Raw genomic sequence first — 24415 nt, 5'->3', positions numbered from 1 at the left:
TCGTCGTACGCGCGCGGATTCGCCCCCGATTCGGGGTCTATTTTGCGCGCTCCTGGCAAATGCGCGCGCGTTTGCGGGATTACGGGGCGGGATTACGGGGCGGACGTGGGCGCACTCAGGAGTTCACGGGTGCTGGTGCACGGGTGCAGGGTTTCGGTCCTCTGCGGCTGAGTCTGTCGCAAACGCGCGCGCATTCGTCGTACGCGTTCGGATTCGCTAGCGATTCGGGGTCTATTTCGCGCGCACCTGGCAAATGCGCGCGCGTTTGCGGGGAGTGAGCCGGGGGCGGGGTGCGGGGATGGTGGCAGGGCGAGACCACGCAGCGACTCAGACCCTCAGCACTGTCCCGCACCCGCGGCGTCGAGTCCCCGCAGAATTTCGTTCTGATCGCTGGGTGGGACGTCGTTCCAGCTGGGTGCGGTGGTCATTTCGTTGCGCAGACCTTCGACCGACGTGGCGCGATCGGAGATCCCGGTCTGCTCCAGTGCATCGATCGACGTCATGAACTGCGTGCAGGTCTGCTGGTAGAGCGCTTCACCGGTGACGCCGGAGGTCGCGTCGCTCGGGGCCGCGGGCTCGGCGGCGGGCGGTGCCTCCGGTGCTTCGGCAGCAGGAGCAGGGGCAGGAGCCGGAGCGGGCGCATCGACCGTGGTGCTGGCGGGCACTGTCGTGGACGTTGCAGACGTCGTCGTGGCTGCGGCGGAAGTGGTCGACGCTTCCTCGGTCGACGGGTCGCTGCTACATCCGGCAATCGAGACGGCCACGATCAGCCCGAGCAACCCGGTCGCGATTTTTCCGTTCATCGCCACTGTGTACCACCCCGGCGAAACCACCGACGTCAGAGCAGTGTCTGCGCACGTCCGGTGATGGTGCTCAGAGCCGTCGACCAGGCGCGGTTCTTCGGGTCGAGGAACGCGCCGTGACCGGCTCCGGGCAGTACGACGAGCTCGGTGTCGGTGCTGCCTGCCTTGGTCGCGGCATCGACGTAGACGCGGCTCTGGTTCACCGAGACGGTTTGGTCGGCGTCACCGTGCAGCGCGGTCAGTGGGACGTCGAGCGGGAGATATTCGATGGGGGAGGCGATCTTGTAGCGTCCGGGCACTTCGTTGGGCATGCCGCCGAGGAAGGCAGGCACGAACTTGTCGCCGCCGATGTCGGCCGCTCGCTTCATGTCGAAGACGCCGGCCATGATGGTGGCGCTGCGGGGCTTGATCTTCGGTTCCGCTCCGGGCGCATCGACCGGCATCAGGTGTCGAGCGGCAACCCATGCGGCCAGCTGTCCACCGGCGGAATGTCCGGCGACGTGGACGCGATCGAGGTCGAGTCGCCCGTCCGCCGCACCCTGCACGACGGTTGCCAGTGCCTCGGTGGCGTCGTCGACGTCGGAGAGGGTGTTGGCCCAGTTGTTCGGGCCGCGCCGGTACTCGACGTTCCAGACGGCGATGCCTTGATCGGCGATGGCCTTCGACATCTGTTGGAAGTACGACAGGTCGAGGTCTTCCTGCCACCCGCCGCCGTGAATCATCACCACCACCGGAAGCGAACTGGCGGTGTTCTCGGGTAGGTACAGATCGCCGATGTTGTCCGAGTCGTATCCGTACTTCAGTCTGATGGGATCCCCGGCTGGGGCCGATACCGGTTGCAGCGCAGCCGAATACGTCTCGGCGGTACTCGGTGACGAGTCGGTGTCGGCGGAGCTGCAGCCGACCAGTGTTACAGCGAGCAGGCCGGAGAGGAAATGACGACGATTCACGCGCGCTGCGCCGTCCACTCGAGCAGTTCGGCGAGCGGCCAGGTGTTGATCACACGCTCGGTGGGGACGCCACGCGCTTCGGCGCGGATGCAGCCGTAGCCCTGCCAGTCGAGCTGCCCGGGTGCATGCGCGTCGGTGTCGATGGAGAACAGACAGTCGCGTTCGAGGGCGATGTCGATCAGTCGCTCGGGGGGATCCTGGCGCTCGGGCCTGGCGTTGATCTCCACTGCTGTGCCGAACTGGCGGCAACCCTCGAACACCACGGGAGCGTCGAACGTCGATTCGGGCCGGGTGCCGCGGCCGCCTTCGACGAGCCGTCCGGTGCAGTGACCGAGAACGTCGACGTGCGGGTTGGCGATGGCGGTGACCATGCGCTTGGTCATGGTCTTGGAGTCGGTTCGCAGATTGGAGTGCACGCTCGCCACCACCACGTCCAGCTCGGCGAGCAGACCTTCGTCCTGGTCGAGTGATCCGTCGTCGAGAATGTCGACTTCGATTCCGGTGAGGATGCGGAACGGTGCGAGCCGCTCGTTGAGCTCGGCGATGACGTCGAGCTGTGCTCGCAGGCGCTCGGCAGTGAGGCCGTTGGCGACCTTGAGGCGAGGGGAATGATCGGTGAGAGCGCAGTATTCGTGGCCGAGCCGCGCGGCGGTGCGCATCATCTCCTCGATGGGGCTGCCGCCGTCGGACCAGTTGGAATGGGTGTGCAGATCGCCCTTCAGTGCGCCGCGAAGTTCGTTGTCGCCGATGGGTTCTGCCGCGTCACGTTGCTCGCGGAGATAGTCCGGGACGTCCTGGGTCAGAGCCTGGCGAATGATCAGCGAGGTCTTGGCCCCGATGCCGGCCAGCGAGGACCAGCTGTCTGCCTTCTCGTGCTCGGATCGTTGTGCGGGAGTGAGGGATTCGACGACATCGGCGGCCCGGCGGTAGGCCTTGACTCGATGGGTGTCCGAGCGTGAGCGTTCGAGCCAATACCCGATCTCTCGAAGTGCGTCCACCGGATCCATGGGTTCCATTGTGCCTGGCGATACCGACACGTGTTCACGGGGTAAACGGACAAAACTCTCAGGGAGTTACCAGGTCGCTCACTACCCATAGGCTTGAAGCTGCAACTATCATCGGCAGTCATGACCAAGAAATGGTGGATCGTCGGAGTAGTTGTCGTCGTCGTGGCGGCGCTCGGGCTGTACTTCGGCCCCAAGATCTATGCATCGCTGCAAGGAGACGACGCACCGGCAGCATCGGTGTCCACCTCGGGCGCGCAGGCCGCCAGTACCGAGAGCATCGACGGGCGGTGGATCGTCACCGCAGGTGACGCTGCCAACGCGACCGCTGCGGGCTACACCGTCGACGAGGTGCTCAACGGATCCGATGTCACGGTCGTCGGGTCGACGACCGAGGTCGCGGGCAACGTCGTCATCGCCGACGACACCCTCACCGAGGGCCAGGTGGTCGTCATGACCAACTCGATCAGCACCGACAGTGATCGTCGTGACAGCCAGTTCCGCGGCAACATCTTCGACACCGCCACGTACCCGACGGCGACGTTCAACATCGACTCGCCGATCGACCTGTCCTCGCTGCCCAAGGACGGCACCACCGAAACCGTCACTGCCGAGGGCACATTGACGCTCAAGGATCAGACGCGTCCGGTCTCGGTGCAGATGGAGGTACTGCAGTCCGGTGACACGCTCATCGCGTCGGGCGCAATTCCGACCACGTGGGCCGATTACGGAATCGAACCGCCGTCGCTCGGCTTCGTCACCGTGGAGGGCTCGGGAACCGTCGACTTCCTGATCAATCTGAGTCAGCAGTAGCGCGTTCTCTCGCGGCCCCGGGCGTCCATCCCGGCGGTCCGACGAGATACCCGACGCGTTCCTTCCATGACCGCGATGCCGCAACATCCCGCGCGATGTTGCGGTATTCGTGTGTTTGGAGGGTCCAGATGTTGAACGTGTCGACGGGCTTGGTGAGGCCGTAGTTCGGGCGCTCGACCTCCTCGGCGTAGGTGCCGAACAAGCGGTCCCAGATGATGAGGATGCCGCCGTAGTTCTTGTCGAGGTACAGCGGATCGCGACCGTGATGGACGCGATGGTGCGAGGGCGTGTTGAAGACGAACTCGAACGGACGCGGCAGCCGGTCGATGCGCTCGGTGTGGACCCAGAATTGGTAGACGAGGTTGATGGAGAAGCCGACGAACACCATCCACGGCGGCATGCCCAGCAGGGGGAGCGGTAGCCACATGATGACCTCGCCGCTGTTGTTCCACTTCTGTCGTAGCGCCGCGGCGAAGTTGAAGTACTCGCTCGAATGATGGGCCTGATGCGTCGCCCAGATCAGTCGGGTTCGATGCGCGATGCGGTGATAGCCGTAGAACAGCAGGTCGACGCCCAGGATCAGGATCACCCACGTGTACCAGGCGTCGGCGGGGAGATGCCACGGCGCGACGTAGACATAGATGGCCGTGTAGCCGACGAGGGCCAGCGCCTTCCAGGCCGTCGTGGTCGCAATGGACACCAGGCCCATGCTCAGGCTGGAGCGCGCATCCCTGGCGGAGTAGCTACCGCGTTCACCGTCTTCGAGCTTCGCGGCCGCAATCCACTCGATTGCCAGCAGCAGTGCGAACGCGGGGATGGCCAACGCCACGGGATCGCGCAGCGGTTCGGGCAGAGCGTTCCACGCCGAACCGATCCAGTCGCTCATCGAACCTCCCGCGTGACAGTGAGAGGCCAAGTGTAACGCTGCCTGGCCGGCTTTCCTACGGCTCGTACCGTGGAGGACGCACCTATCGACCAAGTGATCGGAGTCGGACTTGTTGCAGAAAATCGCGTCCACGGCTGGAGAGGTGGTCTCGTCGGTGTTGGGTGTCGTCGGGATTCGGGTCGGTACCGAGGAACCGCAGCACACGAGCCGGCGACTGACCGACGCGGTGGAGATCCGTCGGTACGAACCACGCATCGCGGCGCAGACGACCGTGGACGCCGACGAGGAAGAGGCGCGCCAGGAGGGTTTCCGTCGCCTGGCCGGATACATCTTCGGTGGGAACGGGGGCAAACAGAAGGTCGCGATGACCGCTCCCGTCAGTCAGTCGTCCGCAGGCTCGCAGAAGATTGCGATGACTGCGCCCGTGTCGAGCACGCCCGGCAGCGACGGCTGGGTCGTCCGGTTCTTCATGCCGGCCGAGTGGACGATGGACACGCTGCCCACGCCCGACGACGACCGTGTGACGTTGACGGAGGTTCCCGCCGAGACGGTGGCCGTGTTGCGTTTCAGCGGTGGCCGCGGCCGGGGCGACGTCGAACCGCGGATGGCAGCGCTGACCGAAGCGCTGCGCGCACACGGCATCGAGATGCTGGGTGAGCCGATGACCTGGTTCTACGATCCTCCGTGGACCTTGGCGCCGTTCCGACGCAACGAGGTGGTCGTGGCGGTACCGGAAGGGTCCTGACGCGTCGGGGTATTCCGGCAACTGCTCGCTAATTTCCTACCGAAATGATAGGAATTTAGCGTGCACATCACGGCCAAGGCGGACTATGCGGTTCGGACGCTCGTCGAACTCGCTGCGGTCGGTGGGCAGCAGCCCGCAAAAGCCGAGGCGCTGGCCACCGCGCAGGGCATCCCGCACAAGTTCCTCGAATCGGTGCTCTCGGATCTGCGTCGTGCAGATCTGGTGTGCAGTAGAAGGGGACCCGACGGCGGCTACTGGCTGGCGCGGGAGGCGTCGGACATTTCTGTTGCCGACGTGATGAGGGCCGTGGAGGGCCCGCTGGCGTCGGTGCGCGGTCAGCGGCCCGAGGATGCGGAGTATTCCGGTCCGGCCGAGCCGCTCACCAGAGTGTGGCTCGCGGTACGCGCCAATCTGCGTGCGGTACTCGAATCGGTGTCGCTTGCGGACATCGTCGAGGACGACTTGCCGGACTTCGTCGGGGAGCTGATCAGCGAGCCGACCGCATGGGCGCGTCGATGACGTGAGTCACATCTGCTGGTCGGTGTGGCGCGATCGTCAAAATTGCACATCACTGCAAACTTGCAGGATCGTGCAAGTTCCGTAGGTTGGTATGCGTGACCTCTCCGACGGGCCTTCGCGATCTGAAGAAGGCCGCCACCCGCGACGCCCTCGGGATGGCCGCCGTGCGTCTGGGTAAGGAGCACGGCTTCGACGCGGTCACCGCCGACGCCATCGCGCACGAAGCGGGAGTCTCCACCCGCACGTTCCACAACTACTTCTCCAACAAGGAAGAAGCAGTTCTTCATCACATCGAAGTGTCTGCCCTCGAATGGTTCGAGCTGCTGCGCGCCAGGCCGTCTACCGAGCCCATCTGGGACTCGTTGCGGCACATCGCAATCAACCTCGTCGCGGACCCCGGTCGGGATCTGGACGACACCTTCGCGGCGGCGCGGCTGATCGAAGCCAACCCCGCCCTGATGGCCCGCAAGCTCGAGATGCACCAATCGCTGACCCGCAAACTCGGCGAAGCCATCGCCGAGCGAACCGGCACCGATATCGACACCGACCTCTACCCCAACCTGCTCCAGATGGCCGTCGGTGGTGCCGTCACGGCAGCACTGAACATCTGGGTCACCGACTCCGCCGGCGCATCGACGCCGAGGGCCCTCATCGAGGACGCCTTCGATCAACTCCGAGCCGGGTTGCCCGAGCCTCAGGGTCGTTCCGCAGGCTCCACTCCCGAACCCAACACCCTCACGTCCGAACCCAACCGAGGAGCTTGACAGTGGCCACCTATCTCTACCGAATCGGAAGATTCGCGTACCGACGCAAGGGCATCGTCCTCGGACTGTGGCTGGCGATTCTGGTTCTCGCCGGAGTGGGCGCTGCGACGCTGTCCGGCCCGACGGTCAACTCGTTCTCCATCCCGGGCACGCCCGCGCAGGCCGCGTTGGATCTGCAGTCCGAGCGCTTCGGCTCCGCAGAGGATCCGCTGACCGCAGTCAGCGCGGAATACGTCTTCCAGGCACCGGACGGGCAGACGCTGGACACCCCGCAGTACACCTCGGCCATCGATGCCAGCATTGCCGAGATCCAGAAGATCGACGCAGCCAAGCCTGCGGAAGGTGCTCCGGCACTGGCCAACCCGGTCGCGGCCAACCAGTCGATCGTCGAGCGGTACACCGAAGCGGCGACGGAGGCTGGCACCCCGGCCGACCAGGTAGCCGCCGACGCCGCTGCCACGTCACCGCTGAGCCCCAACGGCAACGTCGGCACGGTCACCGTGCCGATCAACGTCGAACTCGCCGACGTCACCGACCAGATCCGCACCGAACTCGACGAGGCCGCGCAGCCCGCCCGTGACGCCGGCCTGACCGTCCTGCTCGGCGGTACCGTCGCGCAGGAGAACGTCTCGCCCGGCGGAACCTCGGAGCTCGTCGGTCTGGCCGTCGCCGCCGTTGTGCTGCTCATCATGTTCGGCTCCGCAGCAGCCGCGAGCCTGCCGCTCATCACTGCCATCGTCGGCATCGGTATCTCGAGTCTGGCGATCACCACGGCAACCGGCTTCGCCGACCTGTCGTCGTTCACGCCGGTTCTCGCCATCATGATCGGCCTGGCCGTCGCCATCGACTACTCGCTGTTCATCCTCGCCCGCTATCGACACGAGTTGACGCTCACCGACGACCGCGAGGAGGCCGTCGGGCGGTCCGTGGGAACCGCAGGCTCGGCCGTCGTGTTCGCCGGCGCGACCGTGCTCATCGCCCTCGTCGCACTGCGCGTCGTCGGCATCCCGTTCCTGTCCCAGATGGGTGCGGCAGCCGGGTTCGCGGTGTTCATCGCGGTACTTATCGCACTGACGTTCCTGCCCGCCATGCTCGGCCTCTACAAGGGCAAGGCCTTCGCAGGCAAGATCAAGGGCGTCAACACCACCGACCCGGAAGACCCGAACGCCAAGCCCACCAACGGACTCCGGTGGGCCCGCTTCCTGGTCAAGAAGCCCGCTCTCGGACTCATCGGCGGCATCGTCCTCCTCGGCGTCATCGCAGGCCCGACCACAGGACTGTCGTTGGCACTGCCGTCCACCGCCACCGCCGACCCGTCGACGCCCGCGCGTCAGGCCTACGACATCGTCGACGAGGGCTTCGGACCGGGACGCAACGGACCGCTGCTGGTCATCGCCGACGCGTCGAACGTGGCCGAGGCCGATCGGACTGCCTCTTTCGGCAAGGTCGTCGAGGCCATCACCGGTCAGTCGGACGTCACGAACGCGCAGATCATCGCCGTCAACCCGGCCGGTGACACCGCACAGATCCTCGTCACCCCGTCGTCCTCGCCGAACAGCGAGCAGACCAAGAACCTGGTGGCGAACCTGCGTGACGCCGAACCGGGCGTGGTGGCCAGCGACGGCGTCTCCTACGGCGTCACCGGCCAGACGGCGCTCGAGCTGGACGTCTCCGAGCGACTGCAGGACGCGTTGATTCCGTACCTGGCGGTGGTCGTCGGCCTGGCATTCGTGCTGCTGATGCTGGTGTTCCGTTCCATCCTGGTGCCGCTGACCGCAACACTCGGCTTCCTGCTCAGCGTGCTGGCCACGTTCGGTGCCACGGTGTTCATCTTCCAAGAGGGTGGGCTCGGCCTGATCTCCAACCCGCAGCCGATCGTCAGCTTCATGCCGATCTTCCTGATCGGTGTCGTGTTCGGCCTGGCGATGGACTACCAGGTGTTCCTCGTCTCGCGAATGCGTGAGGAGTTCGTCCACGGAGCCGCCGCCAAGGATGCCGTCGTCAACGGCTTCAAGTACGGCGCACGCGTGGTCACCTCGGCAGCGATCATCATGATCTCGGTGTTCGCCGCATTCATCGCCGAGCCGGACTCGTTCATCAAGTCCATCGGATTCGCGCTCGCCGCCGCCGTGTTCTTCGACGCGTTCGTCGTGCGCATGGTGCTGATTCCGTCCGTGATGGCGCTGCTCGGCGACAAGGCCTGGTGGCTGCCGAAGTGGCTGGACAAGGTTCTGCCGGACGTCGACATCGAAGGTGCCAAACTGAAGACTGCACCGGAGAAGTCCGCGTAGTTCTCGACTGCAGCCGGTCGGCCGAAGATTGCCCGCAACACTCGAAAAACGGAGAGACTGTTATCCATGTGTACGAGTAATCTTCGGCCATCATGCTGATCCCCCTGCTGCGCACGTATCTGGCTCCCTACAAGATGCCGATCGTCGCGCTGATTCTGCTCCAACTGGTCGCCACGCTGGCGGCACTGTTCCTGCCCAGTCTCAACGCCGACATCATCGACAAGGGCGTCACCACCGGCGACACGGGCTACATCCTCTCCGCCGGCGGAGTGATGTTGCTGGTGTCTGCAGTGCAGATCATCAGCTCGGTGTCCGCGGTGTTCATCGGTGCGCGCGCGGCCATGGGTGTCGGACGCGACCTGCGTGGGGCCATCCTGCATCGCGTCGGCACGTTCTCCGCCCGTGAGGTCGGCCAGTTCGGCGCGCCGTCGCTGATCACCCGCAACACCAACGACGTTCAGCAGGTGCAGTTGGTGATCGTCATGGGGTTCACCATCGTGGTGATGGCCCCGATCATGTGCGTCGGCGGCATCGTGATGTCGCTGCGCGAGGATCTCGGGTTGTCCTGGATCCTGATGATCGCGGTGCCGGGGCTCGCGATCTCCATGGGCCTGATCATCATCAAGATGGTGCCGGCCTTCCGCTCGATGCAGAAGCGGATCGACGCCGTCAATCGTGTTCTGCGTGAGCAGATCACCGGAATTCGCGTGGTGCGAGCGTTCGTTCGCGAGGATTTCGAGATCGACCGTTTCGGATCGGCCAACGCCGCGCTCACCGGTACCGCTCTGCGCGTCGGACGGCTCATGGCCCTGATGTTCCCGACGGTCATGCTTATCAGCAACGTCACCAGCGTCGCCGTCATCTGGTTCGGCGGCCATGCGATCGACGAGGGCACGATGCAGATCGGCTCGCTCACAGCACTTCTGAGCTACATCATGCTCATCCTCATGTCGGTGATGATGGCCTCGTTCATCGCGATGATGGTTCCCCGCGCGTCGGTGTGCGCCGATCGCATCAGCGAGGTACTCGCCACCGAATCCTCGGTCGTGTTGCCCCGCGAGCCCAAGACGTTCGCGTCGTCGCCGGGAACCGTCGAGCTCGTGAACGCCGAATTCTCTTTCCCCGGAGCCGAATATCCGGTGCTGTGCGGGGTGAACCTCACAGCCGAGGCAGGCAAGATCACCGCCATCATCGGCGGCACCGGCTCGGGAAAGTCCACTCTCGTCAACCTGATTCCGCGACTCATCGACGTCACCGGCGGTGAGGTACGCGTCGGCGGAGTCGATATCCGCGAACTCGATCTGGACCTGCTGCGTTCCGAGATCGGTCTGATCCCGCAGAAGCCGTACCTGTTCTCGGGCACCATTGCGAGCAACCTGCGCTACGGCAAATCCGATGCCACCGACGACGAACTGTGGGAGGCACTCGAGATCGCCCAGGGAGCCGACTTCGTTCGCGCCATGCCCGAGGGATTGGAGACGCCCGTCGCACAGGGCGGTACGACGGTCTCCGGCGGTCAGCGGCAACGCCTCGCCATCGCTCGCGCGCTGGTGCGCAAACCCAGCATCTATCTGTTCGACGACTCGTTCTCCGCGCTGGACCTCACCACCGACGCCAATCTGCGCGCGGCTCTGAAGGCAGTGACGCGAGATGCGTGCATGATCGTTGTCGCCCAGCGCGTCTCGACGATCATCGACGCCGATCAGATACTCGTACTCGACGACGGAAAGCCGGTAGGTGTGGGTACCCACGACCAATTGATGGCCGATTGCCCCACCTACGCGGAGATCGTCGACTCGCAGCACGCAGTGGGTGCACTGTGACCGCGCAGGTGGAGAAGGCGGAAGAGGAGGACATCGCCCCCGTCTCCAAGACTGTGAAGCCGGGAACCAAGGCCCGCAACTTCAAGGGTTCGTTCAAGCGTCTGGTGGGCCTGCTCGCTCCCGAGCGAATGCTCCTGTCGGTGATGCTGGCATTCGGTATCGCCAGCACCGTGCTGACCGTCGCAGCACCCAGCGTCCTCGGACACGCGACGGACCTCATCTTCAACGGGGTTGTCGGCCGCGAGCTCGATCCGGGTCAGACCAGAGATCAGGCCATCGACCAGCTCCGGGCGGAGGGGAACGATTCCATCGCAGATCTGGTGTCCGGGACGAACCTGACCCCCGGAGCCGGAATCGACTTCGGTGCAGTGGGAACCGTGCTGTTGTGGGTGCTGGTTCTGTATGTGCTCTCTGCGGTGCTGGCCTGGGCGCAGGGATACATCCTCAACATCGCGCTGCAGCGTCGAATCCTGTTGCTGCGCGGCAGCGTCGAAGCGAAGGTGCATCGACTGCCGCTCAAGTACTTCGACAATCATGCTCGCGGTGAGACACTGAGCCGCGTCACCAACGACATCGACAACGTCTCCACGAGCCTGCAGCAGACGCTCAGCCAGTTGATCACCGGCATTCTCACCGTGCTGGGCATCCTTGGCGTCATGATCTGGATCTCGCCGTTGCTGGCTCTCGTTGCGGTGCTGACCATTCCGGCGTCGTTCGCGGTGACCGCCGTCATCGCCAAGCGTTCACAGCCGCACTTCGTGGCGCAGTGGAAGCACACCGGCAAGCTCAACGCGCAGATCGAAGAGACGTACACGGGCCACGAGATCGTCAAGGCCTTCGGTCGTCAGGCAGAGGTGGAACGCGAGTTCGGCGAGCGCAACGAGAAGCTGTTCCAGTCGAGCTTCCGGGCGCAGTTCATCTCGGGCATGATCATGCCCGTCATCATGTTTCTCGGGAACATCAACTACGTGGTCATCGCCGTGGTCGGCGGGCTGCGGGTCGCGTCGGGCACGCTCACGCTGGGTGAGGTGCAGGCGTTCATCCAGTACTCGCGTCAGTTCACGCAGCCGCTCACCCAGGTGGGTTCGATGGTGAACCTGGTGCAGTCGGGTGTCGCGTCGGCCGAGCGCATCTTCGAGGTACTCGACGCCGAGGAAGAGGACGCCGACCCGGCCGATGCGGTGCGGCCCACCGAGCGCCGAGGACGCGTCGAATTCGAGGACGTCTCGTTCGGCTACTCGGCCGACCGTCCGCTGATCGAGAACCTCTCGCTGGTTGCCGATCCCGGGCATCTGGTCGCGATCGTCGGACCGACCGGCGCGGGCAAGACCACCCTGGTGAACCTCATCATGCGGTTCTACGAGATCGATTCCGGCCGAATCACCCTCGACGGCGTCGACACCAGGAAGATGACCCGCGAAGAACTACGCGCTCGCACCGGAATGGTGCTGCAGGACACCTGGCTGTTCGGCGGAACCATTCGCGACAACATCGCCTACGGCGACCCGAGTGCCAGCGAGGAAGAAATCCTCGAGGCCGCGCGCGTCAGTTACGTCGACCGCTTCGTGCACTCGTTGCCCGACGGCTACGACACGATCATCGACGAGGAGGGCAACAACGTCAGCGCCGGTGAGAAGCAGCTCATCACCATCGCCCGTGCCTTCCTGGCCAAGCCGCTGATCCTCATCCTCGACGAGGCCACGAGCTCGGTCGACACCCGAACCGAGCTACTGGTGCAGAAGGCCACCGCGAAGCTACGCACCGATCGCACCAGCTTCGTTATCGCACATAGGCTTTCGACCATCCGCGACGCGGACACCATCGTGGTGATGGAGAATGGCAGCATCGTCGAGCAGGGCAATCACGAGGAACTGCTCGCGGCCAGGGGTGCGTACTTCCGCCTCAATGCGGCTGGAGCGGCTCCGCCGCAGGTGCACGGCTGAGTCACCGGTCGTTCCGCAGGCTCCACTCCTGCCTCGTAGTGGGCTACGAATTTCCACTCACAAGCAGCGAAGCCGCATACTGACGTGGTGAGTTCCTCCAGTTTCGGCTTCGATATCGGCACCCGGCTCGACGGTGAGCTGGGCCGCACCGGCACCATCCACACCCCACACGGTGACATCGCCACCCCCGCGTTCATCGCGGTGGGAACCAAGGCGACCGTCAAAGCGGTGCTGCCCGAGGCGATGAAGGAACTCGGCGCGCAGGCTGTGCTCGCCAACGCGTACCACCTGTATCTGCAGCCGGGCTCGGACATCGTCGACGAGGCAGGTGGGCTGGGCAAGTTCATGAACTGGGACGGGCCGACGTTCACCGACAGCGGCGGCTTCCAGGTGATGTCGCTCGGTGTTGGGTTCAAGAAGGTCATCTCGATGGACGCCACGCGCGTGCAGTCCGACGACGTCATCGCCGAGGGCAAGGAACGGCTGGCTCACGTCGACGACGACGGGGTGACGTTCAAGTCCCATCTCGACGGCTCCAAGCATCGGTTCACTCCCGAGGTGTCGATGCAGATTCAGCATCGCCTCGGAGCAGACATCATGTTCGCGTTCGACGAGCTGACCACGCTGATGAATACCCGCGGCTACCAGGAGAAGTCGGTCGATCGGACGCAGGCGTGGGCGAAGCGGTGCGTCCTCGAGCACGAGCGTCTCACGATCGAACGCGCCGACAAGCCGTATCAAGCGCTGTTCGGGGTGGTGCAGGGCGCGCAGTACGAGGATCTACGACGCAAGGCCGCACACGATCTCGAGACCATCACCGGAGAGACGGGTCGCGGTTTCGACGGCTACGGCATCGGCGGTGCACTCGAGAAGCAGAACTTGGGCACCATCACTCGGTGGGTGAACGAGGAACTGCCCGAGCACAAGCCGAGGCACATGCTCGGCATCAGTGAACCGGACGACTTCTTCACCGCCATCGAGAACGGTGCCGACACGTTCGACTGCGTCAATCCCTCACGCGTGGCACGCAATGCGGCGATCTACGTGTCGACGGGGCGCTTCAACATCAACACCGCCAAGCATCGACGCGACTTCACCCCGATCGACGAGAACTGCGACTGCTACACCTGCGCGCACTACACCCGCGCGTACATCCATCATCTGTTCAAGGCCAAGGAAATGCTCGCCTCGACCTTGTGCACCATCCACAACGAGCGCTTCACCGTCAAACTCGTCGACGACATTCGCGCCGCCATCGATCAGGGACGCTTCGCGGAATTCAAGACGGAGTTCCTGGGTCGTTTCTATGCGTCGAAGACTGCGTGAGCTGATCTTCGAGCTCCGAAATGCGCTGTAGCAGCTCCTGTTCGCGCTCGGCGGCCTTGCGCTGGTAGACCTCGGACAGCTCCGCGAGGTAGGCCGCGTCGTAGCGGGGGATGATGCTGCGAGTGCAGTTCCAGTCGAATGCCTCGACGTCGATGACGACGCTGCGTTCGCACCTGGCCGCGACGGTCATGTCGCCGATCTTCCGCAGTCGGTCCAGCAGCTCGGGGTCGTCGGCCTTCTCGACGGTACGTGCCCGTCCGTAGAGCTTGAGCCGTTGGCGCAGAGGGTAATTCACCAGAAGCAGCGCGACGCGATCATCGTGATCGAGATTGGCCGCCGTCACGTACTGGTGGTTTCCGGCGAAGTCGGCGAAGCCCACCGTGCGATCGTCGAGAACCTGCAGGAAGCCTTTCGGTCCACTTCGATACTGGATGTAGGGCCAACCGGTCTCGGCGACAGTGGCGATCTGAAACTGATCCAGCGCGCGAATCATGGCCTTCTCGCGAGTGTCGAGAGGCGTCGGACCGTCGTCGGGTCGTTCGGTCTGTGAGCCGTGGGCGGTGTAACTGCCGTCGACCTTCTGCCGCGCAATCGCAGCAGGACCGAACATCAGATGGTGATAGTGGTTGCTCTGCGGCACGGGGTTCACCATAGGGCAACCACCGCGTCGACGTAGCTCCGCGACGTTGCTGCGGGGCTACGTCGACGCGGTTGTCGATGGCGGTCGGTCAGGCCGGGAGGCCCAGCCCGATAAGGGTGCCGATTCCGACAACGGTGACGAAGATCAGCGGGATGCAGATGATGTCGATGAAGACACCGGTGCCGATCATGCGCTTCATGGGAATGAAGCCCGATCCGTAGACGATCGCATTCGGGGGTGTCGATACCGGGAGCATGGCTCCGGCATTGGCGCCGAAGACGCCCGCCATGGCGGGAATGATCGGGTCCACTCCGATCGCGATGGCAATCGGAATGATGATGGGGACAACGATTCCGACACTTGCGGTGTTGCTGGTGGTCTCCGAGATCACCAGGGCGATGACGATTGCGATCAGACTGAGCATCCATGTGCTGTTGACGCCGGTCAGGTCCGCCAGGCCTTCACCGAGGGTGGCCGCGAGTCCGGTCTTGTTCATCATCGCACCGATGGTCAGTCCGACACCGACGAGAACGACAGTGCCCCAATCGATTGCTGCCGCCTCCTTCCACGTCAACGTTGGCTCACCCGAGCCGTTTCCGCGAGGAAGGAAGAACAGAACGCAGGCAGTGAGGATGACGACGGATCCCTCGTTGAGGTTGTCGGTGACATTGGTGACGACGGCCGTGGTGACGCCGAAGGTGGTGACGAGTGACGGCAGAATCCACAGCACCACGGTGCCGACGAAGACGATCAGAACGTTGCGCTCCGGAACGGTCATCGAACCGAGCTCGGAGTACCGTGCGCGGAAGTACTCCTGGCCTCCGTGAATCTTTTTCACTTCCGGTCGATTGACGATGATCAGTGCAATCCACATGACTGCGGCCATGGCCACCAGGTAGGGGCCGGACATGGACACCCAGTCGAAGAGGTCGACCTTGTAGCCGGTCATCGTCTCGATGGTTCCGCGTCCGATGACGTTGGCAATCCCGGTGATCGGCGTGAGTACCGAGCCGACGCTTGCGCCGTACGCGATCGCCAACATGAGCAGGCAGGAGAATTTGGTTCGATTGGTCTTGATGTCGGGGTTCTGCTTCTGGATGAGATCGCCGATGGTCTTGACGACACCGATTCCGATCGGCAGCAGCATTGCTGCTGTGGCCGAGGCGGATACGAACATCGACAGAATGCAAGCGACCAGTCCGAACGCGCCGGCAGTGCGGTACGTACTGTTACCGACCCCGGGCAGTGACAGGACCTTGAGGGCGAATCGTCGGTCGAGTCCGTGCACGGTCATGGCCCTGGCGAGGATGAAGGCACCGATCACCAGGAATACCGTCGCCGATCCGAATCCTCCGTACACCTCGGTCGGTGTGCCGACTCCGAGGACGACCATCGCGGCGATACCGAGCAGTGCGGTGACGGGAATCGGAACGGGCTCGGTGATCCACATCAGGACCACCACGGTGAGCACGGCCAGCATCGATTGTTGGTTGCCCGGTAGATCGAGTGGGGCGAACAGGATGCCGAGAAGCAGAATCGGAGCCCCGATCATGCCGATACGGCCCCTGATCAGATCGAAGCGCTCTTCGCTGGCGAGTTTTGCGGGTTCTTCCGTGGTGCTGTGGGGTGCGATGGTCATGAGGTCACCTGTGCAAGGTCGTCGATACGGGTCAGCGTGGGCCTGGTGACAGGGAGCTGCTGCCAGGTACGAACAGCATTCGAGACGATTCCGACGGCCTCGCCGAGATAGTCGTCGGCAGTGGTGAGCTTCTCGGGCAGAAGCGATTCCTTCCCGGCTTCACGGGCGACTTCGGGCAGAGTGTCGGCGAGCACGCGACGAGTCGATCGAGCGCGCGCAGCTGCTTCGTACACCAGGTCGTGGGCGTGCTCTCGGCCCATGGCGTCGGCGAGATGGATCATGTGGGCCTCGGCCATGACGAGTCCGCCGTCGAGGTCGAGGTTCTCACGCATACGGTCTGCGTCGACGCGCATACCTTCGGCAATGACGATCGCCTCCGAGAGGGCACTGCCGGCGAGAACGGCCAACTGAGGAATGACGTGCCATTCGATCTGCCATTCTCCGGCACTGCGCTCGTGTCCCGCCTCTTGGATCCGGGGCAGGGTGGATGCAAGTGCCGCTGCGGTTCCGGACAATCCGATGATCGCCTCGGAGGATATGGGATTCACCTTCTGCGGCATGGTCGAAGACGCCCCACGGTGGCTCGAGTAGGGCTCGAACACCTCACCGATTTCGGTACGGGACAGGTCGACGACGTTGCGTGCGAGCTTGGCGCACGCGCCCGCGATGGTGGCACACAGCCACCCGAACTCCGCCAACCCGTCGCGTTCGACGTGCCAGGGTGTGTCGGTGTCGTGCAGTTCCAGCAGCTCCGCGACCCGGTGTCGTACGGCGACGGATTGTGGCCCGTACGCGGCCGAGGTGCCGCCCGCACCGAACATGGAGATCATCGCGACGCGCGGCCGCGCCTCGGCCAACCGTGTTCGATGGCGGGTCAGCTGCCCGAGCAGCGTGGACAGCGTGGCTCCGAACGTGGTGGGGACGGCCTGCTGTGCGTGGGTTCGGCCCGGCATCACCGTGGACGCGTGTTCTTGTGCCAGCACGGCCAGTGCGTCACCGAACTGCTCGAGCTGTGCGTCGAGAGCAGTCATGGAGCGCGAGAGTTGCAGTGCCAGTGCGCTGTCCATGATGTCCTGGGTAGTGGCACCGTAGTGAACTCGTCCGTCGGGGCCTGCGGGGAGCTGCGCGCTGATCTGCCGTACCAATCCCAGAATGGGGTAGCCGACGTTCTTCGACGACTTCCAGAGTTCGTCCCTGTCCACGATGTCGATCGTCGCGGCGGCGGCAATCGCGCGAGAATCCTCGACGGTGATGATGCCGAGCTCTCCTTGGGCGATCGCCAGTGCGCGTTCGGTCGCCAGCCATCCTTCGATGCACGAATCGGCGGAAAAGATGTCGATCTGGGTGGGGTCCCCTGCGAGGTGCATGAGCATCGAGAACGGTCCCGACGAGGCGGCTTCCATACGGCGTCCTTTGGTCGACATGAGTGGCGACACTCGATCGATTGAATGTGATCGAGGTCATGTGGAATCGGTTCCATATCAATATGGGGTGAAGTGGTGGATTTGTCAATCCCCGCTGTCGGCGACGCTCTGCGGGCAGTCCAAGTGCGGTTATGCTCGACGGCGTGGCCAAACTGCGCGATGTCGCTCTCCGCGCCGGTGTCGGCGTCGGTACGGCATCACGGGCAATGAGCGGTCGCGGCTACGTCGATCCGGCTACTCGTCAACGCATCGTCGACGCCGCCGACGAACTCGGCTATCGGCCCAACAAGGTCGCGCGCGCACTGCGTGAGAATCGCACCGGGGTTGTCGGCTTGCTACTCCCCGATATGGCGAACGAGTTCTACACCGAAAGCGCCTCGGTCATCCAGGCCGTTCTTGCCGATGCGGGCCTCCAGCTTGTCGTCGCGACGAGCGGGCCCGATACGGACTCGGAGGATCGAGGTATCAAGGCGCTCTTGGACCATCGGGTGGACGGTATCGTGCAGGTCCCGGTCGATGCGGACCGGAATCTGCCCGCGGGCATACCGATCGTTCAGCTCAACCGTCGATCCAACGTGCTCCAGTGCGACGCGGTGGTGAGCGACGACGAAACTGGAATCCGCGAATTAGCCGAAGCGGCAACGGCTCTCGGGCATCGCGACATAGCGTTTGTGACCGGGGATCCGGAGCACAGTACGAGCCGTGATCGTCTGCGTGGGTTCATGTCCGCTGCGCGGGATGCCGGACTGCAGGTGGACGGGGGGAGAGGGGGCCGAGTCCGCGTTCTCGATGGAGAGTTCTCCTCGAAGTGGGGTCGGCAGGCTCTCCATTCCCTTCGTGACGACCTTCCGACGATGGTGGTTGCAGCCAGCAGTCGTATCGCACTCGGCGTCCTGCATGGGTGTGCCGATCTCGAGCTGAACATTCCGGCGGAGCTGTCGGTCGCCGCGCACGGCGATCCCGAGTGGTACCAGGTGTTTCCGCCTGCGATCGCATGCTACGCACCGCCGTTGGCAGAGATGGGACGGGTGGCGGCGACCCTGTTGCTGGATCGAATGCAGACGGACGCGGTGCTGCAGGGGCCCGAGATCACCCGGCTGCGCGGCGAGGTACACCTGCGGAAGTCTTTGGCGTCGACACCTGGCCGCTGATTCGGCGAGGTAGCCTATTACTACCGACTGTGTAGTAATAGAGCCGCCCTGGGGGGACCAGCATGTTCGACGACGCCTTACCTGTGAGTTCGTCCCAGGCCGACATCTGGATTGCCCAACAGTTCATGCCCGACGTGCCCTTCACCATTGCCTACTCCGTCGACATCGTCGGTGCCGTCGACGTCGACGCGTTGGCCGCCTGTGGCGGCAGGGCACATCGAGAGTTCTCGTCGTCGACGATGCGAATCATCGAGGTCGACGGCACTCCGATGCAGCGGTTCGAGCCTCGGGAGACCGAGGCGGTAGAGATCCTCGATTTCCGCGGACACGACCGTCCGGCCGATGCCGCCAGGAGGTGGATGGACGACGATTGCCGCACGCCCTTCTCGATGGACGGACAGCTGGTGCGCTTGCGGGTTCTGCGCGTCGGGGACGATCGCGTCTTCTGGTACACCCGAGCCCACCACATCGCGCTCGACGGCTATGCCTCGATGAAGGTGCTCGAACGGGCGGCGGCTCTGTATGCGGCCGAGTCTTGTGGCGTCGAGCCCGAGCCGATGAGTCCCACTTCACCGGCTGCCCTCCTTGCCGAGGACGAGCGCTACCGCGCATCCGCCCGCGCGCGACGCGATCGGGCGCATTGGGAATCCGCCGATCTGGGCCATGCCGCACCCTGGGGCCGAAGTGCTCAGCCTGCGTCGGTGCCGATCGTCGTCGGGGAGGATCGATCGATCTCCCTCGCCGGTCCCAGTCATGCGACCTCGACAGTGGTGATCGCAGCGTTCGCCGCGTACCTGGCGCGCATGAACGACACCGACGACGTGGATCTGTCGTTGCCGGTCTCTGCGCGGCCGACAGCATTGCTGCGCCGGGCCGGATCGTCGTTGTCGCATGTGGTGCCGTTGCGGTTGCCGGGCGTCGGATCGGCGACGGTGAACAGCGTGGTCAAGTCGGCCGAGGTGGCGATCGGGGCCGTGCTGCGGCATCAGCGCAGCAGACCGCCGGCGGCCGAGAGTGGACATGCCCTGCGCGATGGGCGTTTCGGGCCGACGATCAACGTGATGATGTTCGCGAACACCGTGGCCATCGGCGACTTCGACGGTGAGATCGACATTCTGACCACGGGCCCGGTGTCGGACCTCGCCGTCAACATCTACCCCGGTCGAGGTGGAGAGCGGCCGCGCATCGACTTCGAGGCCAACCCCGCCGCGTACACGCCGAGCGACCTCGCTCGCCACCACCGACGGTTCCTGCACTTTCTCGACCGTTTTGCCGAGTCCGGTTGCGGGGACACCGCGGTAGCAGACCTCGACCTGTTCTTGCCGGAGGAACCGCGTACGAACCCCGCGTCGGTGGGCGTGGCCGTGACGGAGCAGGGATCACTGAACGATGTGTTCTCGACGGCAATCACGCAGCACAGCAATCGAATTGCAATCCAGGACGCCGAAGTCTCCATCACCTACGGAGAATTGGGCTCGAGAGTCGCGACACTCGCATCCGCCTTGATTACCCGAGGAATCGGTGCAGAGGACCGGGTCGCCGTTCGCGTCGGCCGATCCGCCGAGGGGGTCGTCGCGTTCTGGGCGATAGCACGAGTGGGCGCGGTGTACGTTCCGGTCGACCCGAATCACCCCCGCGAGCGGGCGCAGTTCGTACTGCGCGACAGCGGGGCGGTGTTGAGCCTGTGCACGGGCGGTAGCGAGTGCGGTGAGGTCGAAGGGTTGGACCTCGATACCGTTATCGCAGAGGGAGACTCCGGCAACGTTGCCGCGACGACAGCACCGCACCAGGCGGCGTACGTCATCTACACCTCCGGTTCCACCGGCACACCCAAGGGCGTCGTCGTGACCCACGATGGCATCGCCGCTCTGGTGCAACAGATTCGGAGCAGCTACGACCTGAACGTCGAGTCCCGAGTCTGTCACCTCGCCTCACCCGGATTCGACACGGCCATAGTCGAAGTGTTGGCCGCAGCGACAGCAGGTGCGGCAGTGGTCATCGCGCCGCCGGACAGCTACGGCGGCGCAGAACTGTCGGAACTGATTGCTCAGCAGACGATTACACATCTGCTGATCACACCCTCGGCTCTGGCCACGTTGGATCCCGCAGCTCTGGCGGGCGTCGGGACGATCATCATCGGCGGCGAAGCGGCCCCTCGGGATACGGTCGACCGCTGGTCGATGGGTCGACGACTGCTCAACGCCTACGGCCCCACCGAGACGACCTGCAGTGTCACGATGACCGCGCCACTGCATCCGGGCAGCACGGACGGAATCGGGCGAGCCATGGTCGGGTCGGTGATTCACCTCCTCGATCACACGCTGCGGCCTGTTCCGTCGGGTGCGGTCGGCGAGATCTACATCGAGACGCCCGGCGTTGCGCGCGGATATCTCGGCCGCACCCAGGACACAGCGGGGCGCTTCGTCGCGAACCCGTTCGGCAGCAACGGTCTTCGGATGTTCCGCAGCGGAGACCGGGCGCGTCTGCGCTGCGACGGCACGCTGGAGTTCCTCGGCCGCACCGACGATCAGATCAAGATCCGGGGAAATCGCGTCGAACTGGGTGAGATCGACGCAGCGCTGCGAGCGCTTCCGGAGGTTGCCGCGGCGTCATCGGCATTGCGCCGCAGCCACACTGGCGACATGCGTATCGACGGTTACGTCGTGGCCGCCCACAGCGAACACGTGCTCGACACCGAGCGCATGCGCAAGGAAATCACCGGGCGATTACCTGCCCACATGGTGCCGGCGACCATCTCGATTCTCGACGAGATTCCGCTGACGATCAACCGTAAGGTCGATCGCGGCGCACTTCCTGCGCCGGACCTCACCACGTCGACGACCGGTGCTCCAACCGAGCCGTCCGGTGCCACCGAGGAGATGGTGGCGGCAGCGTTCGTACGCGTCCTCGGTAGGGACGGTATCGATTGCGCTGCGTCGTTCTTCGATCTCGGAGGTGACTCGCTGGCGGCGACCAGAGTCGTCTCGGCGGTGCGGGCCGAGGCATCGGTGGACATCGGTGTGCGAGACCTCGTCGAGGCCCCGTCCGTGCAGGCCTTGGCGGCGCGGATCGATACACGTCGCTGTGATGGGCTGCAGCAGAATCCGCGGCCCGAACGAGGTATGTCGCAGGGTGTGGCGGCGATCCCGCTGGCTCCGCAGCAACGTCACATCGATCGGAGTGCTCGGCTACCGCTGTACAACCTGCCGTTCACGGTCACGATGTCCGGGGAGTTCCACGCAGCGGCAGCCTCGCAGGCCTTGACCGATCTGATCGATCGGCACAGCACGCTGCGTACGCGCTATCCGGATGTCGATGGGGCTCCGGCTCAGGTCGTCGAGCCGGATTCTGCTGCGGTGGCACCGAATCTCGACGTTGTCGACTTCGATGACGCCGCAGTGACGTACACCCTCGAGAGACCGTTCGATATGCGCACCGAGTTCCCCATCCGGGCTCGCCTGTTCGCGGTAGCGCCCGATCGCCATGCACTCGCGTGCGCTGTTCACCACAGTGCAGCGGACGGTTGGTCGCTGGGGTTGTTGGCGTCGGACTTCGTAGTGGCGTATCACGCCAGGATCGCCGGCACCGCACCGTCGTGGCCCGAACTACCCCTGCAGTACGCCGATTACAGCGTCTGGGCCGCTGACCGCGACGTGTCGGCCGACATCGAGTTCTGGCGCGCGGAACTGGCGGGTGTCCCCAGCCGCGCCGAGTTGCCGTTGGACCGCCCGCGGGCACGTGAGTGGGACTTCTCCGGCGCACGCACGTCGCTTCGTTTCGATGCACACGCGACGGAAAGGATGGCCGATTTGGCACAGCGTTGCGGGACAGGACGATTCACCGTGCTTCGTGCGGCGCTGTTGATTCTGCTCGTAGAGGCCACGCAATGCACCGACCTCGTTATCGGAACCCCGGTTGCCGGACGCGACGATCCGAGGCTCGAGCAGGTCGTCGGTACCTTCACCAACACCGTCGCGATCCGGACGGACATCGCAGCCGCAACGACCGTCGACGACGTCGTGCAGGCCTCTCGGTTCAGCGAATTACGGGCCTTCGACCATGCGTCGGTGCCGTTCGAGGACGTCGTCGCCGATCTCGCTGCCGAGTCGGTAGAGGCGCGGCACCCGATCTTTCAGGTCGCACTGTCGTGGGACGTCTTCAGCGCCGCGACCGTCGACGTCGGGAATGTTCGCTTCGAGACCACGCCGCGGCCGATCGACATCGCCAAGTGCGATCTCCATTTTCACGTCACTGAACATCGACACAGCGAAGGTAAGTCGATCGAGACTGCGGTCGATATCGTCTATCCCACAGCACTGTTCGACGCGAATACCGTTGTCGCGCTGGGGGAGCGTCTCGAGCAGATCGTGCATGCGATGGTCGCACAACCCGACTCGACGTGGCGATCCCTGGCAGCACTCGAACCGTCGGCGCAACTACTACATGGTGTGTAGCATGTGCGGTGCGTGAGGTGCACGCGACTTCGAAGCCAGCGGGAGAACGCATGTCCACCTTCAACGGCCTACCGGCCCACATTCTGCTCGTTCACTTCATCGTGGTGTTGGCACCGTTGACCGCGCTGCTCGCCATCGCGGCAAGTATCTGGTCCGGGGTGCGCAGCAGGCTCGTGTGGCTCATCGCAGCCCTGGCGGTGTTCACGTTGGTGTTGACGCCGTTGACGACCGAGGCGGGCGAGTGGCTCGAGAAGCGCGTCCCCGAGACCGCTGCGGTCGAACAGCATGCCGAAATCGGCGACTGGATGATCTTCTTTTCCGTCGGTCTTGTCGTCGTCGCCGCGGCGCTCGTGTTCCTGCATCTGCGTGAGCGTCGCGGCAACGCGCCCGTGCGGTGGCAGTCGATCGCGGTGGTGGTCTTGGCAGTGGTGATCGGAGCGACCACAATCGTCCAGGTGTACAGAATCGGAGAGTCCGGCGCGCGCGCCGCGTGGGACGACGTATCGGTGACGGCCGGCGATGAGTGAGCCCGAGCCGAGCCTGCACGAGCACGAACCGCACGGAGATCTGTCCGGTCGGCTGAACTGGTTGCGGGCCGGGGTGCTCGGTGCGAACGACGGCATCGTGTCCACCGCCGGTCTGGTCGTCGGTGTTGCTGCCGCCACCACCGACCGTGGGTCGCTTCTGACCGCAGGCGTTGCGGGGCTTGTCGCGGGAGCGGTATCCATGGCACTCGGTGAGTACGTATCGGTGAGCACACAACGTGACGCCGAGCGTTCGCTGTTGATCAAGGAACGCCGAGAACTCGACGAGCAGCCCGAGCAGGAATTGGCCGAGCTCGCGGCGCTTTACGAGGCCAAGGGCCTGTCGGCCGACACCGCGCAGACCGTCGCTCGCGAACTCACCGAACACGATCCGTTTGCCGCACACGTGGACATCGAGTTGGGGATCGACCCCGATGCGTTGACCAATCCGTGGCAAGCAGCCGCGTCGTCGGCCGTGTCGTTCATCAGTGGTGCGCTCCTGCCGTTGCTCTCGATCCTGCTTCTGCCTGCTTCGCAACGTATTCCGGTCACCTTTGTCGTCGTGTTGCTCGCTCTGGCGTTGACCGGAACCATCAGCGCGCGCCTCGGTGGAGCTCCGAGTCGCCCGGCGGTGACTCGAATCGTGATCGGTGGCGCGATCGCGATGGCGGTCACCTACGCGATCGGCCAACTGGCGGGCGTCGCGGGCATTTGAC

General features: G+C 64.5%; 19 protein-coding genes. 12 read left to right on the top strand and 7 right to left on the bottom strand.

Annotation, left to right across the window (positions count from 1 at the left end; all coding sequences use genetic code 11):
* Positions 1-335 precede the first annotated feature (335 nt).
* The 3 genes from CH271_RS28615 to CH271_RS28200 are packed head-to-tail and all read right to left on the bottom strand — an operon-like array spanning position 336 to position 2760.
* Positions 336-803 (bottom strand): hypothetical protein, encoded by a 468-nt coding sequence (locus CH271_RS28615; protein WP_143546136.1) that lies wholly within the window; start codon positions 801-803, stop codon positions 336-338.
* 35 nt (positions 804-838) lie between these two features.
* On the bottom strand, positions 839-1753 hold the full coding sequence (locus CH271_RS28205; protein ID WP_037188839.1) for an alpha/beta hydrolase family protein: 915 nt from the start codon (positions 1751-1753) through the stop codon (positions 839-841).
* Complete coding sequence (locus CH271_RS28200) at positions 1750-2760, bottom strand: PHP domain-containing protein (protein WP_094635768.1); 1011 nt, start codon at positions 2758-2760, stop codon at positions 1750-1752. Before CH271_RS28200 ends, CH271_RS28205 begins: the two co-directional genes overlap by 4 nt.
* A gap of 120 nt (positions 2761-2880) precedes the next feature.
* On the opposite strand from CH271_RS28200, the gene CH271_RS28195 reads away from it, so the two are divergent.
* Positions 2881-3570 carry a YceI family protein gene (locus tag CH271_RS28195; protein ID WP_037187657.1) on the top strand — a complete coding sequence of 230 codons (690 nt, stop codon included), beginning with the start codon at positions 2881-2883 and terminating at the stop codon, positions 3568-3570.
* Here the strand turns inward: CH271_RS28195 and CH271_RS28190 are convergent.
* On the bottom strand, positions 3551-4456 hold the full coding sequence (locus CH271_RS28190) for a sterol desaturase family protein (RefSeq protein WP_094635741.1): 906 nt from the start codon (positions 4454-4456) through the stop codon (positions 3551-3553). The genes CH271_RS28195 and CH271_RS28190 overlap by 20 nt on opposite strands.
* Before the next feature lie 109 nt (positions 4457-4565).
* Between CH271_RS28190 and CH271_RS28185 the strand changes: the two genes are divergently transcribed.
* The 7 genes from CH271_RS28185 to tgt all read left to right on the top strand — a co-directional run bounded on the left by CH271_RS28185 (position 4566) and on the right by tgt (position 13867).
* A complete protein-coding gene (locus tag CH271_RS28185; RefSeq protein WP_094635740.1) occupies positions 4566-5201 on the top strand; it encodes an SOUL family heme-binding protein in 636 nt (211 codons plus the stop codon).
* 60 nt (positions 5202-5261) lie between these two features.
* On the top strand, positions 5262-5720 hold the full coding sequence (locus tag CH271_RS28180) for an RrF2 family transcriptional regulator (RefSeq protein ID WP_037187662.1): 459 nt from the start codon (positions 5262-5264) through the stop codon (positions 5718-5720).
* Between the two features lie 86 nt (positions 5721-5806).
* Positions 5807-6484 carry an acyl-CoA-like ligand-binding transcription factor gene (locus CH271_RS28175; RefSeq protein ID WP_094635739.1) on the top strand — a complete coding sequence of 226 codons (678 nt, stop codon included), beginning with the start codon at positions 5807-5809 and terminating at the stop codon, positions 6482-6484.
* 2 nt (positions 6485-6486) lie between these two features.
* Entirely contained in the window at positions 6487-8775 is a 2289-nt protein-coding gene (locus CH271_RS28170; protein ID WP_094635738.1) for an MMPL family transporter, read from the top strand.
* Positions 8776-8867: 92 nt separating this feature from the next.
* Positions 8868-10598 carry an ABC transporter ATP-binding protein gene (locus CH271_RS28165; protein WP_037187667.1) on the top strand — a complete coding sequence of 577 codons (1731 nt, stop codon included), beginning with the start codon at positions 8868-8870 and terminating at the stop codon, positions 10596-10598.
* An 8-nt stretch (positions 10599-10606) separates the two neighbouring features.
* Positions 10607-12541 carry an ABC transporter ATP-binding protein gene (locus CH271_RS28160; RefSeq protein WP_306437426.1) on the top strand — a complete coding sequence of 645 codons (1935 nt, stop codon included), beginning with the start codon at positions 10607-10609 and terminating at the stop codon, positions 12539-12541.
* A gap of 87 nt (positions 12542-12628) precedes the next feature.
* Positions 12629-13867 (top strand): tRNA guanosine(34) transglycosylase Tgt, encoded by a 1239-nt coding sequence (tgt, locus tag CH271_RS28155; protein ID WP_179274693.1) that lies wholly within the window; start codon positions 12629-12631, stop codon positions 13865-13867.
* Here the strand turns inward: tgt and CH271_RS28150 are convergent.
* From CH271_RS28150 to CH271_RS28140, 3 genes are all read right to left on the bottom strand, one after another.
* Entirely contained in the window at positions 13821-14507 is a 687-nt protein-coding gene (locus tag CH271_RS28150; protein WP_256986586.1) for a pyridoxamine 5'-phosphate oxidase family protein, read from the bottom strand. The two genes, tgt and CH271_RS28150, sit on opposite strands and share 47 nt — an antisense overlap.
* 88 nt (positions 14508-14595) lie before the next feature.
* Positions 14596-16146, bottom strand: coding sequence for an SLC13 family permease (locus CH271_RS28145; protein WP_094635735.1), 1551 nt, complete (start codon positions 16144-16146; stop codon positions 14596-14598).
* Positions 16143-17570: a class-II fumarase/aspartase family protein gene (locus CH271_RS28140; RefSeq protein WP_256986585.1), complete on the bottom strand. Its 1428-nt coding sequence runs from the start codon at positions 17568-17570 to the stop codon at positions 16143-16145. The genes CH271_RS28145 and CH271_RS28140 overlap by 4 nt, the downstream gene beginning before the upstream one ends.
* 143 nt (positions 17571-17713) lie before the next feature.
* Here CH271_RS28140 and CH271_RS28135 point away from each other — a divergent pair, with 143 nt between their 5' ends.
* The 4 genes from CH271_RS28135 (at position 17714) to CH271_RS28120 (ending at position 24414) form a co-directional block, all read left to right on the top strand.
* Positions 17714-18721 (top strand): LacI family DNA-binding transcriptional regulator, encoded by a 1008-nt coding sequence (locus CH271_RS28135; protein ID WP_218828512.1) that lies wholly within the window; start codon positions 17714-17716, stop codon positions 18719-18721.
* 83 nt (positions 18722-18804) lie between these two features.
* A complete protein-coding gene (locus CH271_RS28130; RefSeq protein WP_256986584.1) occupies positions 18805-23175 on the top strand; it encodes an amino acid adenylation domain-containing protein in 4371 nt (1456 codons plus the stop codon).
* Positions 23176-23225: 50 nt separating this feature from the next.
* Complete coding sequence (locus CH271_RS28125) at positions 23226-23702, top strand: DUF2231 domain-containing protein (protein WP_094635732.1); 477 nt, start codon at positions 23226-23228, stop codon at positions 23700-23702.
* Positions 23695-24414, top strand: coding sequence for a VIT1/CCC1 transporter family protein (locus tag CH271_RS28120; RefSeq protein ID WP_037187678.1), 720 nt, complete (start codon positions 23695-23697; stop codon positions 24412-24414). The genes CH271_RS28125 and CH271_RS28120 overlap by 8 nt, the downstream gene beginning before the upstream one ends.
* Position 24415 lies beyond the last annotated feature (1 nt).

Source organism: Rhodococcus sp. 05-340-2 (assembly GCF_002258915.1).
Taxonomy (GTDB): Bacteria; Actinomycetota; Actinomycetes; order Mycobacteriales; family Mycobacteriaceae; genus Rhodococcoides.
This window is presented reverse-complemented; position numbering and strand designations above follow the sequence as displayed.

Coding starts and splice junctions, on each gene's coding strand:
- CH271_RS28615 (WP_143546136.1), bottom strand. CDS start 803: ATGAACGGAAAAATCGCGACCGGGTTGCTCGGGCTGATCGTGGCCGTC.
- CH271_RS28200 (WP_094635768.1), bottom strand. CDS start 2,760: ATGGATCCGGTGGACGCACTTCGAGAGATCGGGTATTGGCTCGAACGC.
- CH271_RS28195 (WP_037187657.1), top strand. CDS start 2,881: ATGACCAAGAAATGGTGGATCGTCGGAGTAGTTGTCGTCGTCGTGGCG.
- CH271_RS28190 (WP_094635741.1), bottom strand. CDS start 4,456: ATGAGCGACTGGATCGGTTCGGCGTGGAACGCTCTGCCCGAACCGCTG.
- CH271_RS28165 (WP_037187667.1), top strand. CDS start 8,868: ATGCTGATCCCCCTGCTGCGCACGTATCTGGCTCCCTACAAGATGCCG.
- CH271_RS28145 (WP_094635735.1), bottom strand. CDS start 16,146: ATGACCATCGCACCCCACAGCACCACGGAAGAACCCGCAAAACTCGCC.
- CH271_RS28140 (WP_256986585.1), bottom strand. CDS start 17,570: ATGTCGACCAAAGGACGCCGTATGGAAGCCGCCTCGTCGGGACCGTTC.
- CH271_RS28125 (WP_094635732.1), top strand. CDS start 23,226: ATGTCCACCTTCAACGGCCTACCGGCCCACATTCTGCTCGTTCACTTC.
- CH271_RS28120 (WP_037187678.1), top strand. CDS start 23,695: ATGAGTGAGCCCGAGCCGAGCCTGCACGAGCACGAACCGCACGGAGAT.